The sequence below is a fragment of the Novosphingobium sp. YAF33 genome, from assembly GCF_052113265.1.
Taxonomy (GTDB): domain Bacteria; phylum Pseudomonadota; class Alphaproteobacteria; order Sphingomonadales; family Sphingomonadaceae; genus Novosphingobium.
This window is the reverse complement of sequence record NZ_JBFRCW010000009.1, coordinates 53,101-67,217: the sequence shown is the minus strand read 5'-3', so window position 1 is coordinate 67,217 and position 14,117 is coordinate 53,101. Positions and strand designations below refer to the sequence as shown.

Here is a 14,117-nt window from a genome sequence, read left to right as displayed (position 1 = left end):
GCCGCAGCGCCGCCAAATTGCCAAGAGCGGCGGCACCGCTTATGAGCAAGGCCGACCCCGCAGGCCCCCGCGCGGCCATATCTCCCAGGAGCCCGATGAGCACCCCAAGTCCCGCAAAACCCGGAAATTCCTCGCGCATTCCGGATATTCGCGTTCCTGGAAAGCTGACCCTGGCCGGACTCGTCGCGGGGCTGGTGCTGGGCCTCGTGCTGGCGGGCGATCCGCGCGCCATTCCGGTGCTGAAAGTGGCCGGACCGATCGGCTCACTATGGCTGCAGGGGCTGCAGATGACGATCCTGCCGCTGGTCGCGGGCCTGCTGTTCAGCGGCATCGTCGAGACCATCGCCGTCGCCCAGGCCGGCGCCATGGCGCGGCGCACGCTGGGGATCATCATCGGCTTCCTGGCCTTCAGCGCCGCGCTGGGCGCGGTGGCCATGCCCCTGCTGCTGGACCTGTTCCCCGTCCCTCCCGGGGTGCGCTTCACTCACGGCGAGGAGCCTGCCGCAGTGCCCGGCATCGCCGACTTCCTCTCCTCGCTCATGCCCGAGAACGTCATCTCCGCTGCCGCCGCCAATGCGATGCTGCCGGTGATCGTGTTCGTCGCGCTGTTCGCCGTCGCCTCGACCCGGCTTGCGGACGAGCCGCGACGCGCGCTCGCCGTGCTGTTCGAAGGGGTTGCCGGCGCGATGATGGTGGTGATCGGCTGGGTGCTGGCGCTCGCGCCGATCGGCGTCTTCGCGCTCGGCTTCGGCCTGGGCGTTCGCAGCGGCGGGGCCGCGCTGGGCGCGCTCGCCCATTACATCGTGCTGGTCACGGCGGTCGGAACCGTCGTCATGGTGGCCGGATACCTGATCGCCGCTTTCGCCGGGCGGCGCCGCCTTTCCGCTTTCGCCGCGGCCGTGCTGCCCGCGCAAGTCGTGGCCATTTCCACCCAGTCCTCCATCGCCACACTGCCCGCCATGCTCGCCTCCAGCCGCCGCCTCGGCGTTTCGGGCACGACCGCGGAGTTCGTCCTGCCGCTGGCCGTCACGCTGTTCCGCGCGACGGGTCCGGCGATGAACATGGCCGTGGCCGTCTACGCCGCACGGCTCGCCGGCATGGAGCTGACCACCGGCGCGCTCGTGGCGGGTGCCCTGGTGGCCTTCGCCACCACCTTCGGCGCCGTCTCGCTGCCCGGCACGATCAGCTTCGTATCCTCTATCGGCCCGATCGCGGCGGCCATGGGCACGCCGCTCTGGCCGCTCGGGGTGCTGGTGGCCGTGGAAGTGCTGCCGGACCTCATGCGCACCGTGGGCAACGTGACGATGGATGTGGCCCTGACCACCGCCGTCGGCCGCGGCGTGGAGGGAGAGGAAGCCGAAACCCCGGTCGAGACCCTGCACTGACCATAGCTGCGCCGGTGGAACCGCGCCGGCCCTGAGGCGCTCCTGATCCGACAGGAAAGGAGCCCCGCATGACTCACTGGCGCGAAGTCCCGCCGTCCCACGCCCGGCAATTCCTCGAACCCGGGCCGGTCGTCCTGCTGGCGACCCACGATGCCGGCGCGTCTGCGGACAACGTGATGGCCATGGGCTGGCACCAGGTACTGGAATTCACGCCTGCGCTGATGTCCTGCCTCGTTTCGCGCGGAAACCACAGCCATGCGCTGCTGCGACGGAGCGGCGAGTGCACCATCAACGTGCCCACCGCAGACTTGCTCGACATGGTCGTGCGGATCGGCAATTGCAGCGGCGCGGACTGCGACAAGTTCGCCGATCTCGGCATCGAGCGCGAACCGGCCGCCCATGTCGCCGCCCCCCTCCTTCCGCAATGCCACGCCCAGCTCGAATGCCGTCTCCATGACGACGCCATGGTGGGCCAGTACGACCTGTTCATCCTCGAAGTCCTGCGCATCCGCGCCGCAACCAGCCCGAAGGCGCCGCAATTCGTCCACTACCTGGGTGACGGGCAGTTCATGCTGTCCGGCAAGCGGGTGTCGCGAAAAAGGCTGTTCAAGCCGGAAATGCTGGGCATCTGATGCGGACAGGGCATTGCCTGGCACTCGCCGCCGCGCTCGTCTTCATAAGCGGTTCCTCCGCTTTCGCGGACCAGCGCGCCGCCGTCTACGCTTGCCACTTTGCGCGCTACGGTCAGGTCGTCATCGACACGCGGCCCGAGGGTCCGGCCATCACGGTGGGGGGCAAGACTTATGCCGCCCAGGCCGGCGCCTACTTTTTCCAGACCGAAGACGGGAAAGTCGCCTGCTTCAAGCCGGGTATGAAAGCGTGGTTCTACGCCGACGCGCGCGTCGATCCTGACCTGAAGGCCGTCGAGGCCAGCCGGTGCCGTCGCGGAACGGGGAAGCGCTGAGTTCGGGAGGCGCGCCCGCGCGGGGCGGCATCGGAGGGCTCAGGCCTCCAGCTCGATGTCCCAATAGAGCCAGTCCCGCCACGTTTCGTGGAGGTAGTTCGGCGGGAAAGCCCGGCCGCGCTCCTGGAGCTGCCAGCTCGTCGGCCGGATCGGGGCCACCAGCGGCGGCATGTTCGCCTGCTTGGGAGTACGGCCGCCCTTCTTGAGGTTGCAGGGCGCGCAGGCGGTGAGGATGTTTTCCCAGCTGGTCCTTCCGCCCAGACGGCGCGGGACGACGTGATCGAACGTCAGTTGCTGGGGAGAGCCGCAATATTGGCAGCTGAAGCGGTCGCGAAGGAAAAGATTGAAGCGGGTGAAGGCGGGGAATTCGGAAGGCCTGACATATTGCCTCAGGGCGATCACCGAGGGGATCTGCATCGACCAGCTGGGACTGTGCACCACCCGGTCGTAGCTGGAAATGATGTCCACCCTTTCCAGAACGATCGCCTTGATCGCGGTCTGCCAGGGCCAGAGACTCAAGGGGTAGTAGGAAAGCGGCGTGTAATCCGCATTGAGCACTAAGGCAGGACAGTCGGAAAGACTTCGGGAGGGGTCATCCTCCGCGCTGCGGAACCGGGCCGCGCGCTCGATCAGCTCCGACTTGAGCATGGCCTCCTGTCGCAGGCCCTGATTGCGGTTTCATGGCAACGCATGAGTTTCTTTGCAGCATTTACGCGAGTCGCCGTCAAGCCGGGACCGGGTTCGCGCCATACAACAATCCACAGGTTCGCCACAAGCATTCCACAGGATGTCCTCAGGCTGCCAACGCCCGGCGCACAGGTTATGCCAGGCTTATCCACACGCCTGGGTGTGCGTGAAGTCCTGCCGCTTTCGGCCCTACTTTTCGTCATTGCGAGCGCAGCGAAGCAATCCAGAGCCGCGCAGAACCGCCCTGGATTGCTTCGCTGCGCTCGCAATGACGAAGGGGGGGCGGCGGTCGAGGCAAAGGCAGGGCAAGGCCAGGGGACACCGGCAGAGGCGAAGGCACAGCCAGAACCCCGCCGGAAGCGCGAAACGGAAACGCCTATCGCCACTTGCCCTTGCGGCACGCCGCAGCGCGGCTAGGAGCAGGAGCGATGATCCGCACCCGCTTCGCCCCTAGCCCCAACGGCCCGCTGCACCTTGGCCATGCTTATGCGGCCATGATGGCGCATGACCTTGCCCGCGCGCGGGGCGGCGCGTTCCTGCTGCGGATCGAGGATATCGACGGAGAGCGCAGCCGCCCGGAATTCGTGGAGGAATTCTTCCGCGACCTCGAATGGCTCGGCCTGGAATGGGATGAAGACGTCCACTTCCAGTCCCGCCGCCTGGACAGTTATGCCGAGGCGGGAGAGCGCCTGAAGGCGTTGGGCCTGCTCTATCCCTGCCGCTGCACCCGCGCCGAGATCGCCGCCGCAGCCACCGCAATGGGACCGGACGGCCCGGTCTATCCAGGCACCTGCCGCCACCAGGAGATCGACCCCGAAGGCGCGGCTTGGCGGCTCGACGCCGCAGGCGCGCTGGACCTGACCGGCCCGCTCGAATGGACGGACGAGGGGGCCGGTACCCTGCGTGCCGCGCCCGAAATCTTCGGTGACGTGGTGCTGCTGCGCAAGGACCTGCCCGCCAGCTATCACCTGGCCGCCACGCTGGACGACGCGGCCGACGGCATTTCCCTCGTCACCCGCGGGATGGACCTGTTTCCGGCGAGCCATGTCCACCGGCTGCTGCAGGCGCTGCTCGGCCTGCCGGTGCCGTTGTGGCATCATCATGCCCTGCTGGTGGAGCCGGACGGGCGCAAACTCGCCAAGCGGCGCGGCGCGCCCTCGCTGGGTGACCGGCGGCGCGCGGGAGAGGACGGCAAGGCCATCGCCGAGGCGCTTCGGCAGCACCGCTTCCCCGCTGGCATTTCGCTTTCCGCGGGCCTACACCAAAGCCCATGAGCACCATTCTCATCCCCATCATCATCCTGCTGATGATCATGGTCGTCGTCAGCCTCGTGCGCGGTATCGTGGCCTTCATGCAGGGCGCGAAGGAAGATCTGAACCGGGATCCCGCCTCCACGGAGCCCACGGCGAACCAGCTCCTCCAGAACAAGATGATGTTCAACCGCATCAAGTATCAGGCCGCGGCGGTGATCGTCTGCGCGATCCTGCTGGCCATGGCGCGCTAGGGCTTTCGCCGCCAAAATCCGCCTTGGGCGGATTTTCAAAGGATTCCACTTTGGTCCGTCTCAACAAGATCTACACCCGCACCGGTGACGACGGCACGACCGGCCTGGTCGACGGCTCCCGCCTGCCCAAGAATGCCGCACGCATGGAAGCGATCGGCGCGGTGGACGAGGCGAACTGCGCCATCGGCCTTGCCGTCTGCGCGCTGACGGAAACGCCGCACGGTTCCGTGCTCACCCGCATCCAGAACGACCTGTTCGACCTTGGCGCGGATCTCGCGACGCCCAAGGCCCCTGGTGACGAGAATTTCACGCCCGGCGAGATGACCCTGCGCGTGGTCCCCTCGCAAGTGACGTGGCTGGAAACGGAGATCGACGCGATCAACGCCCATCTCCAGCCGCTGCGCAGCTTCATCCTGCCCGGCGGCAGCGAGGCCGCCGCGCGTGTCCACATCGCCCGCGCCTCCGCCCGCAAGGCAGAGCGCGCCGCCGTCGCCATGGCCGCCGAAACGCCCACCAATCCGGCGGCGCTCGGCTATCTCAACCGGCTCAGCGACTATCTCTTCGTCCTCGCCCGGGCGGTGAATGGCCATGGGGCCGACGACGTGCTTTGGGTACCCGGCCAGAATCGCTAGGTTCCCTCGCCGAGCGCCGATGATAATCCTTCCGGCGCAAAGGGATCACCAGAGGAGTTTGGCAGTGCGGAAAGTCGGAATCATCGGCGCGGGCATCATGGGTTCGGGCATCGCCCAGACCGTGGCGAGCAAGGGCATGGACGTGGTCCTGTCCGACATCTCGATCGACATCGCCGAGAAGGGCAAGGCCGGCATCGCCAAGGGCCTGGCCCGGCTGGTGGCGAAGGAAAAGATCGCCCAGGCCGACGTGGACGCGCTGCTGCCCCGCATCACCACGGCCGGAGACTACTCGGGAATGGGCGACTGCGACCTCATCATCGAGGCCGCGACCGAGCGCGAGGATATCAAGCTGAAGATCTTCGCCGCCGTGGGCGAAGTGCTGGGCGCGAACGCAATCCTGGCCTCCAACACCAGTTCGATCCCGATCACCCGCATGGCCGCCAGTTCGCCTGATCCGGCGCGCTTCTGCGGGCTGCATTTCTTCAACCCCGTGCCGGTCATGGGCCTGGTGGAAGTGATCCCCGGCCTCGCCACTTCCGAGGAAACGACCGCGCGGATGAAAGCCTTCGGTGAGGCCCTGGGCAAGACCGTGGTGCTGGCGGGCGATGCCCCCGGCTTCGTGGTCAACCGCATCCTCTGCCCGCTGCTCAATGAAGCGATCTTCGTGCTGGGCGAGGGGCTGGCCTCGGTAGAGGATATCGACGCCGGCATGCGGCTGGGCGCGAACCATCCGATGGGCCCGCTGACGCTTGCCGACTTCGTAGGCCTCGACACGCTCTACGAGATCATGAAGGTGTTCCTGGCGACCACCGGCGATCCCAAGTACCGCCCGGCCCCGCTGCTCCAGAAATATGTCGAGGCCGGCTGGTACGGCCGCAAGTCCGGCCGGGGGTTCTACGATTATTCGGGCGAAGTGCCGGTTCCTACTCGCTGACGGGTGTGGCTCGCTGACAGGTCCGGCGCGCGGACAGGAAACGCTACGGGAAGCCGTTTCCCGTCGCGTTCGTCCTATACCGGAACCCGCGTGTTCCCTTAGCCGTTATCCCGGCAAAGGAGACACGCCATGACCGAACGTCCCGACGATTCCGCGCCCGAAACCTTCAACCCCGAACAGGATGACGAAGAAGCGCAGGCCCAGTCCGTCGCCGAAGAGGCACAGGACCGCGCCACCGCGCCCTTCGGCCTGGAAGACAGCGAGAAGGTGAAAGGCGGCATCGACGACGAGGATGACGTCGAGGATCTGGTCGATCACATGAACCAGATGGACACCAGCGGCGTCATCGACATGTCCGCCTATCGCGGTGAAGAGACGATGGACGACCTCGAAAACCGCTACGGCACCCAGAACGCCGCCGACGAGGATTTCGAAGACGACGACAGCTGACTCGGCGTTGAAGGCCGGGACCGATGGCGAAAACCAGGTTCCGGGGCGCTTTTAACGGAAGCAGGCCGCTCCCTGCACAGGGGCGGCTCCTTGCCGTAAGATGCCGCGCGGCCTGAAAACCATGGGACCCGCGCCTTTCGACGGAGTCGGGCCTGCGAATCGGCCTTCGTCAGGAGCGCAAGCCGGGCTTTCAGCTCCGCTAGTTCGCCGGCTTGTCCAAGGCCCAGGGGTTCCGGTGCGCCGACGGCTGCTTATCGGCATGCGCCGCCAGGGTGCCGGCCAACTGGGCAGCGTCATTCGCATTGCCGCCCTCGTCCGGCGAGGGCACGGAGCAATAGGCCGTCAGCAACATGCTGGCAGACCAGAACAGCGCATGCCACCGGCTCTTGAAGACATTCCTGATCTTGGGCCCGAACATCCGCGCAGACTAGCGGCGCAGGGTTAAGAGTCCGTACCCGCCTCGCGCTTCAGGTCGTAGAGGATTTCCAGCGCATCACGCGGCGATAGCGCGTCGATGTCCATATCGCGCAGCTTGTCGCGCAGGGCGTCGCACTGTTCCTCATGCGCATCGTGCGCCGCCGCGAACAGCGGCAGGTCGCCAAGGCCCGCTGCCAGCCCGCCCGTCTCGGCGCGGCCCTTCTCCAGCTTGTCCAGCACCGACTTGGCGCGGCTGATCACCTTGGGCGGCACCCCGGCCAGCCGCGCGACGGCAAGGCCGTAGCTGCGGTCCGCCGGTCCTTCGGCCAGTTCGTGCAGCAGCACCAGATCGCCCTTCCACTCACGCGCGCGGACGTGGTGGAGCGACAGCGCTTCGCACGTCTCTCCCAGCCGCGCCATCTCGTGATAGTGCGTGGCGAAGAGGCAGCGGCAGCGGTTGGTCTCGTGGACCGCTTCGGCCACGGCCCAGGCCAGCGCCAGGCCGTCATAGGTCGAGGTGCCGCGCCCCACTTCGTCGAGGATGACGAAGCTGCGATCGGTCGCCTGCGCCAGGATCGCGGCGGTTTCCACCATCTCGACCATGAACGTCGACCGGCCGCGCGCCAGGTTGTCCGAAGCGCCGACGCGGCTGAACAGGCGGTCCACCATGCCGATCTTGGCCGACCTGGCCGGCACGAAGCCGCCCGCCTGCGCCAGCAGCACGATCAGCGCGTTCTGGCGCAGGAAGGTCGACTTACCGCCCATGTTGGGGCCGCCGATCAGCCAGAGCCGGTCATGGCTGGCAAGGCGGCAGTCGTTGGCGACGAAGCGCTCGCCCTGAACCTTCAGTGCGGCCTCGACCACCGGATGACGGCCGCCCTCGATATCCAGCGAGAGACCGTCCACGACTTCGGGCCGCGCCCAGCCGCCCTCGACCGCGCGCTCGGCCTGTCCTGCCGCCACATCGAGCCGGGCGAGCGCCGCAGCGGTGCGGGCTATCGCATGGCGGGCGGCGACGGCCTCGGCGACCAGTTCCTCGAAATGCGCTTCCTCGGCGGCGAGCGCATGGGCACCTGCCTCGGTAATGCGGCTCGCTTCCTCATGCAGCGCCAGCGCGTTGAAGCGCATGGCCCCGGCCATCGTCTGGCGGTGCGAAAATCCGCTGTCCGGCTCCAGCAGCTTGTCGGCATGGCGCTGCGGCACTTCGATGAAGTAGCCGAGCACGTTGTTGTGCTTGATCTTCAGCGCGGCAACGCCGGTTTCCTCGCGGTATTTCGCTTCCAGCGCGGCGATGGCGCGGCGGGCATTGCCCGAGGTGACACGCAGTTCGTCCAACCCGGCATCGTAGCCGCTGGCGATATAGCCGCCCTGCCCGCGCTCGGTGGGCGGGGTTTCCACCAGCGCCTGCGCGAAGTGATCGACCAGGGCGGCCCAATGATCCTGGCTTCCGCCAAGCTCCGGCATCAGCCGGTCGAGCAGCACCGGCAACCCATCCATCTGCGCCAGTCGCTCCCCGATCCGGCGCGCGCCCGACAGACCGTCGCGAAGCTGCCCCAGGTCGCGCGGACTGCCGCGCCCCGCCACGACGCGGCCCAGAGCCCGGCCGATATCCGGCTGCGCCCGCAGCGCGGCGCGCATGTCCTCGCGCATCAGGGGATCGTCGTGCAGCCATTCGACCAGTTCCAGCCGCTCGGCAATCGCGTGGCGATCGGTCAGCGGGGCGGACAGGTCTTCGGCCAGCTGCCGCGCACCGGCGCCGGTCACGCAGCGGTCGATCGCCTCGACAAGGCTGCCCTTGCGTCCGCCCTGAGACGATTCGAGAATCTCCAGGCTGGCGCGCGTCGCCTCGTCCATCGCCAGCGCCGCATCGCTCGCGCGCGCTTCCGGCGGCAGCAGCAGCGGCAGCTTGCCGCGCCCGACATGGTCGAGATAGGCGATCAAGCCGCCCGCCGCCGCCAGCATGGCGCGCGTGAAGGTGCCAAAGCCGTCGAGCGTGGCGACGCCGTGAACCAGCTTCAGCCGCTCGTCACCGCCGTCGGACGAAAACTCGTGCCCCGAACGCGAGATCGCGCCGTCCGGCGCCAGCTCCCAGCCCTCCGGCACCACCAGTTCGCGCGCACCGAGACGCGCCAGCGCCGCGCCCAGCCGCTCGGGCGGGCACTCTTCCAGCTCCATGCGCCCGGTCGAGATGTCGCAGGCCGCGATCCCCACCGTGCCCCGCAGATCGCAGGCCGCCGCCAGCACATTGGCGCGGCGCGGTTCCAGCAGCGATTCCTCGGTGAGCGTGCCGGCCGTGACGAAGCGCACGATATCGCGCGCGACCAGCGCCTTGGAAGCCCGGCCTTCCTTTCTGGCGCGCTCCTTGGCCTCGGCTGGCGTTTCGGTCTGTTCGGCGATCGCCACGCGGCAACCCGCCTTGATCAGACGGGCCAGGTAACCCTCTGCCGCATGGACCGGCACGCCGCACATCGGGATGGGCTGACCGCCGTGTTCGCCGCGAGTGGTAAGTGCAATGTCCAGCACTTGGCTTGCGATTTTTGCATCCTCGAAGAACAGCTCGAAGAAGTCGCCCATGCGATAGAACAGCAGGCAGTCCCCCGCCACCTCCCGCAAGGCAAGGTACTGGGCCATCATCGGGGTCACCCCCGCTTTCTCGGACGCTGTGCTCATGGCTGTGAGCGTTAGCCCCGCGCGTCCCTTTTTGTGAAGCGCCGGGGCGCCGCCTTTCCCCTATCGCGTGGCGAGAACATTCGTTAGGGCCACTCCCAAATCGGGAGAAATCGCTTGTCCGAAAAGTCGAAGATCCAGTTCACCGAGCGCGAAGCGCTGTTCTATCACAACACCATCCGCCCCGGTAAGATCGAGATCATTGCGTCAAAGCCCATGGCCACGCAACGCGACCTCTCGCTTGCCTATTCGCCGGGCGTCGCCGTTCCGGTCCAGGCCATCGCCGACGATCCCGCCACGGCCTACGATTACACCGCGAAGGGCAACCTCGTTGCGGTGATCTCGAACGGCACCGCGATCCTGGGCATGGGCAACCTTGGCGCCCTGGCATCGAAGCCGGTGATGGAAGGCAAGGCAGTGCTGTTCAAGCGCTTCGCCGACGTCGATTCCATCGATATCGAACTCGCCAGCGAGGATACCGACGCGCTGATCGAGGCCATCGCCATGATGGAACCGAGCTTCGGCGGCATCAACCTTGAGGATATCAAGGCGCCCGAATGCTTCATCATCGAGCAGGCCCTGCGCGAACGCATGAACATCCCGGTCATGCATGACGACCAGCACGGCACCGCGATCATCGCCGCCGCCGGCCTGATCAACGCCTGCCTCATCACCGGCCGCAAGCTGGAGGACGTCAAGGTGGTGGTGAACGGCGCAGGCGCTTCGGCGCTGGCCTGCACCGCGCTGATCAAGTCGATGGGCGTGCGCCACGAAAACGTGCTCGTCTGCGATACGCGCGGCGTGATCTATCCGGGCCGCGAACGCGTGGACCAGTTCAAGTCCGCCCACGCAGTGAAGACCGACCGGCGCACGCTGGCCGAAGCGCTCGAAGGCGCGGACGTCGTTCTCGGCCTCTCAGCCAAGGGCGCGATCACGCCCGAGATGGTCAAGACCATGGCGCCCGAGCCGATCATCTTCGCCATGGCCAACCCGGACCCGGAAATCACCCCGCCCGAAGCCAAGGCCGTGCGCCCCGATGCCATCGTCGCCACCGGCCGTTCGGACTATCCGAACCAGGTCAACAACGTGCTGGGCTTCCCCTTCATCTTCCGCGGCGCGCTGGATGTCAGCGCCACCGCCATCAATGAAGAGATGAAGATCGCGGCCGCCACGGCCATCGCCGAACTGGCGCGCGAGCAGGTTCACGAGGACGTGGCCGTCGCTTACGGCGAATCGCAGCAGTTCGGCCGCGACTACATCATCCCCGCGCCGTTCGATCCGCGCCTGATGGAAGTCGTGCCCATGGCGGTGGCCAAGGCAGCCATGGATTCGGGCGTCGCCAAGCGCCCGATCGAGGACTTCGAGGCCTATCGCGACCAGCTCAAGGCGCGCCTCAATCCCACCACTTCGGTGCTCACCCGCGTCTACGAACAGGTCCGCGCCAATCCCAAGCGCATGATCTTCGCCGAAGCGGACAACGAAGTGGTGCTGCGCGCGGCGATCCAGTACCGCGACTTCGGCTATGGCGAACCCGTGCTGGTCGGCCGCACCCAGGTCATCCTCGACAAGATGGCCGAGCTGGGCGTGCCCAACCCGGAGAGCTTCCATATCGAGAATTCGATGGTCTCCGAGCATGTCGCCCCGATGGTGGAGATGCTTTACGAACGCCTGAAACGTCGCGGCTTCCTGCAGCGCGACGTGCAGCGCATGGTCAATACCGATCGCAACATCTTCGCTTCCGGCCTGCTCAAGCTGGGCGTGGGTGACGGCCTTATCACCGGCATGACCCGCCCCTTCGCGCAGTCAATCAAGGAAGTGCGCCGCGTGCTGGATCCGGCCGAGGGCAAGCTGGCCTTCGGCATCCACATGCTGGTGGGCAAGAACCACACGGTGTTCATGGCCGACACCACCATCAACGAGCGCCCGACTGCCGAGCAGCTCGCGGTGATCGCCAAGGAAACCGCGGCCGTCGCCCGTCGCCTGGGCCATGAACCGCGGGTGGCCTTCCTCAGCTACTCCACGTTCGGCAATCCGTCGGGCAAGTGGCTGGAACAGACCCGCGAGGCGATCCGCATCCTCGACGAGGAACAGCCCGACTTCGAATACGAAGGCGAAATGGCCCCCGACGCGGCGCTGAACCCGAAGATCATGGCGCTCTATCCCTTCAGCCGCCTTTCGGCGCCTGCCAACGTGCTGATCATGCCGGGCCTGCAGTCGGCCAATATCTCGGCCAAGCTGCTCAAGGAGATCGGCGGCACCACCTCGATCGGGCCGATGCTGCTGGGCGCGGAAAAGCCGGTGCAGATCGTGCCGATGACCGCACTGGCACCCGACGTGCTGACGCTGGCGGTACTGGCTGCGGCCGGGATCGCCGGGTAACGAAAAAAGCGGCGCCCGGATCATGCCGGGCGCCGCTTTTTCAGACATACCGTTCAGAAGAGCGCCTGCCCGCGATTTGGGCTGGTCATGGCTCGCGGTCCCGGATCAAGTCCGGGACGACGTCATTGCCGGGACATCATCCTCGCCTCACTTCCGCCGATAGCGGAAATACCAGACCTCATGCCCATAGACGGTGCGCGCCTTGTTTTCGTAGCGCGTTTCCGGCCAGCCGCCGGGACGGACCTGGAAGTCCTGCGGCTTGTCGCAAAGCCACTCGAACTGGTCGGTATGGCGCTGCATCACCATCAGCGCATGGCGCACGTAGACCGCATGGTCGGTGCCGAAGCGGAACTCGCCGCCGGGCTTGAGCTTGGCCGCGAACATGTTCACCGGGCCGTCGTTCATCATGCGCCGCTTGGCGTGGCGCGCCTTGGGCCAAGGGTCCGGGTGCAGCAGGTAAAGGAACGAGAGCGAGCCGTCCGGAATGCGCGAGAGCACTTCCAGGGCATCGCCGTGATGGATGCGGACGTTGCCGAGCGGCGGCTGCGCCGGCCCGCCGCCTACCGGATTCTCGCCCGAGACATGGGTGAGCGCCTGCGCCACGCCATTGATGAAGGGCTCTGCACCGATGAAGCCATGCCCCGGCAGCAGGTCCGCGCGGAAGGCCAGGTGCTCGCCGCCGCCGAAGCCGATCTCGAAATGGAGCGGGCAATTCTCGCCGAACAGCAGCTCGGCCGTCACCGGACCTTCGAGGGGAACCGCGATTCGCGGCAGCAGGTTGTCGACCAGCGCCTGCTGGCCCGCGCGCAGGGGCTTGCCCTTGGCGCGGCCGTAAAGGCGGTTGAGCGTGGTCGGATCGCCGGATTTGTGAGCCGTCATGGCGCGGGCCACTGGCACCGATGCGGGGCAAGGTCAACGTGGCAGCCGCTGACGGGGCCGTGGAGGCGGCGATTTACCGGCCGAGGGTGGGGTTTCGTGGGCCTTTTGTGTGTGTCTATGGTCCGGTTCGGTTCGGTTTCTTCCCTGCACACTATTCCCTATGCCCTAGCACCCTGTCTGGGCGTGCCTGTCCCACACCAACCTTCGTCATTGCGAGCGTAGCGAAGCAATCCAGGGCAGTTCTGCGCCGCCCTGGATTGCCGCGTCGGCTTCGCCTCCTCGCGGGTGACGAAGGTAGGGTGGGCCGGGTCCGCAAAACGAAACGGCCCACCCCGAGGGGCAGGCCGTTCCGTTCACGCGTCACATCCCCGTCAGGGGCGCGCAAGGGGTAGGTTTTACGCGACTTCCTGAAGCTCGTCCGGATCGCGCAGCACATAGCCGCGGCCCCAGACCGTCTCGATGTAGTTGGCGCCGCCACAGGCGTGGGCCAGCTTCTTGCGCAGCTTGCAGATGAAGACGTCGATGATCTTCAGTTCCGGCTCGTCCATGCCGCCGTAGAGGTGGTTGAGGAACATTTCCTTGGTCAGCGTGGTGCCCTTGCGGAGCGAGAGCAGCTCCAGCATCGCATATTCCTTGCCGGTCAGGTGCACGCGGGCGCTGTCGACTTCGACGGTCTTGGCGTCGAGGTTCACCACCAGCTTGCCGGTGCGGATGACCGACTGCGAATGGCCCTTCGAACGACGAACCACGGCGTGGATACGCGCGATCAGTTCTTCGCGGTGGAAGGGCTTGGTCACGTAGTCGTCGGCGCCGAAGCCGAACGAGCGCACCTTCGAATCCATTTCGGAGATGCCAGAAAGAATGAGAACCGGCGTCTGCACTTTGGCCACGCGCAGCTTCTTCAGCACGTCATAGCCGTGCATGTCCGGCAGGTTGAGGTCGAGCAGAATGATGTCGTAATCGTAGAGCTTGCCGAGATCGAGGCCTTCTTCACCGAGATCGGTGGAGTAGACGTTGAAACCTTCGGCCGTCAGCATGAGTTCGATGGCCCGCGCAGTAGTCGGTTCATCCTCGATCAGCAGCACTCGCATCGGAATTCCCTTTCGCCCCCCGTCCATCGGCCCAAATCCCCAGCCGGAACGGATATTTCCATGTATTAACCATAGGACCAATGAAGGTTAAAGGTTAATTTGCCGTAAATGCGAATGCCCGGGCATTT

Annotated in this window: 14 protein-coding genes; 9 read left to right on the top strand and 5 right to left on the bottom strand. The window is 66.4% G+C overall.

Features of this window, described 5'->3' with window-relative positions; translation table 11 throughout:
* The first annotated feature begins 95 nt into the window (after positions 1-95).
* The 3 genes from AB4Z00_RS18990 (at position 96) to AB4Z00_RS18980 (ending at position 2,349) form a co-directional block, all read left to right on the top strand.
* Positions 96-1,385: a dicarboxylate/amino acid:cation symporter gene (locus AB4Z00_RS18990; RefSeq protein ID WP_132264473.1), complete on the top strand. Its 1,290-nt coding sequence runs from the start codon at positions 96-98 to the stop codon at positions 1,383-1,385.
* A 68-nt stretch (positions 1,386-1,453) separates the two neighbouring features.
* Positions 1,454-2,017: a flavin reductase family protein gene (locus AB4Z00_RS18985; RefSeq protein ID WP_442046910.1), complete on the top strand. Its 564-nt coding sequence runs from the start codon at positions 1,454-1,456 to the stop codon at positions 2,015-2,017.
* Positions 2,017-2,349: a hypothetical protein gene (locus AB4Z00_RS18980; RefSeq protein ID WP_442046909.1), complete on the top strand. Its 333-nt coding sequence runs from the start codon at positions 2,017-2,019 to the stop codon at positions 2,347-2,349. Before AB4Z00_RS18985 ends, AB4Z00_RS18980 begins: the two co-directional genes overlap by 1 nt.
* A gap of 39 nt (positions 2,350-2,388) precedes the next feature.
* On the opposite strand, the gene AB4Z00_RS18975 is transcribed toward AB4Z00_RS18980, so the two are convergent.
* Positions 2,389-2,997, bottom strand: a complete 609-nt coding sequence (locus tag AB4Z00_RS18975) for an HNH endonuclease (protein WP_132264468.1) — start codon at positions 2,995-2,997, stop codon at positions 2,389-2,391.
* 467 nt (positions 2,998-3,464) lie between these two features.
* Between AB4Z00_RS18975 and gluQRS the strand changes: the two genes are divergently transcribed.
* The 5 genes from gluQRS (at position 3,465) to AB4Z00_RS18950 (ending at position 6,556) form a co-directional block, all read left to right on the top strand.
* Complete coding sequence (gluQRS, locus tag AB4Z00_RS18970) at positions 3,465-4,310, top strand: tRNA glutamyl-Q(34) synthetase GluQRS (RefSeq protein ID WP_442046908.1); 846 nt, start codon at positions 3,465-3,467, stop codon at positions 4,308-4,310.
* Entirely contained in the window at positions 4,307-4,540 is a 234-nt protein-coding gene (locus tag AB4Z00_RS18965) for an HIG1 domain-containing protein (RefSeq protein ID WP_132264465.1), read from the top strand. Before gluQRS ends, AB4Z00_RS18965 begins: the two co-directional genes overlap by 4 nt.
* Positions 4,541-4,590: 50 nt before the next feature.
* On the top strand, positions 4,591-5,172 hold the full coding sequence (locus AB4Z00_RS18960; RefSeq protein ID WP_442046907.1) for a cob(I)yrinic acid a,c-diamide adenosyltransferase: 582 nt from the start codon (positions 4,591-4,593) through the stop codon (positions 5,170-5,172).
* A 64-nt stretch (positions 5,173-5,236) separates the two neighbouring features.
* A complete protein-coding gene (locus AB4Z00_RS18955) occupies positions 5,237-6,106 on the top strand; it encodes a 3-hydroxyacyl-CoA dehydrogenase family protein (RefSeq protein ID WP_243841069.1) in 870 nt (289 codons plus the stop codon).
* 129 nt (positions 6,107-6,235) lie between these two features.
* On the top strand, positions 6,236-6,556 hold the full coding sequence (locus tag AB4Z00_RS18950) for a hypothetical protein (RefSeq protein WP_442046906.1): 321 nt from the start codon (positions 6,236-6,238) through the stop codon (positions 6,554-6,556).
* 199 nt (positions 6,557-6,755) lie between these two features.
* On the opposite strand, the gene AB4Z00_RS18945 is transcribed toward AB4Z00_RS18950, so the two are convergent.
* Positions 6,756-6,974 carry a hypothetical protein gene (locus tag AB4Z00_RS18945; RefSeq protein WP_442046905.1) on the bottom strand — a complete coding sequence of 73 codons (219 nt, stop codon included), beginning with the start codon at positions 6,972-6,974 and terminating at the stop codon, positions 6,756-6,758.
* Positions 6,975-6,997: 23 nt separating this feature from the next.
* Positions 6,998-9,607, bottom strand: a complete 2,610-nt coding sequence (gene mutS, locus AB4Z00_RS18940; protein WP_442046958.1) for a DNA mismatch repair protein MutS — start codon at positions 9,605-9,607, stop codon at positions 6,998-7,000.
* Positions 9,608-9,757: 150 nt separating this feature from the next.
* Between mutS and AB4Z00_RS18935 the strand changes: the two genes are divergently transcribed.
* The gene (locus AB4Z00_RS18935; protein WP_132264456.1) at positions 9,758-12,019 is read left to right on the top strand and encodes an NADP-dependent malic enzyme; all 2,262 of its coding nucleotides are present in this window, start codon (positions 9,758-9,760) and stop codon (positions 12,017-12,019) included.
* A 147-nt stretch (positions 12,020-12,166) separates the two neighbouring features.
* Here AB4Z00_RS18935 and trmB read toward each other — a convergent pair whose 3' ends face one another.
* Together trmB and ctrA are read right to left on the bottom strand one after the other, a co-directional pair.
* On the bottom strand, positions 12,167-12,898 hold the full coding sequence (gene trmB / locus AB4Z00_RS18930; protein ID WP_134094772.1) for a tRNA (guanine(46)-N(7))-methyltransferase TrmB: 732 nt from the start codon (positions 12,896-12,898) through the stop codon (positions 12,167-12,169).
* Between the two features lie 395 nt (positions 12,899-13,293).
* Positions 13,294-13,989 carry a response regulator transcription factor CtrA gene (ctrA, locus tag AB4Z00_RS18925; protein ID WP_021233000.1) on the bottom strand — a complete coding sequence of 232 codons (696 nt, stop codon included), beginning with the start codon at positions 13,987-13,989 and terminating at the stop codon, positions 13,294-13,296.
* Positions 13,990-14,117 lie beyond the last annotated feature (128 nt).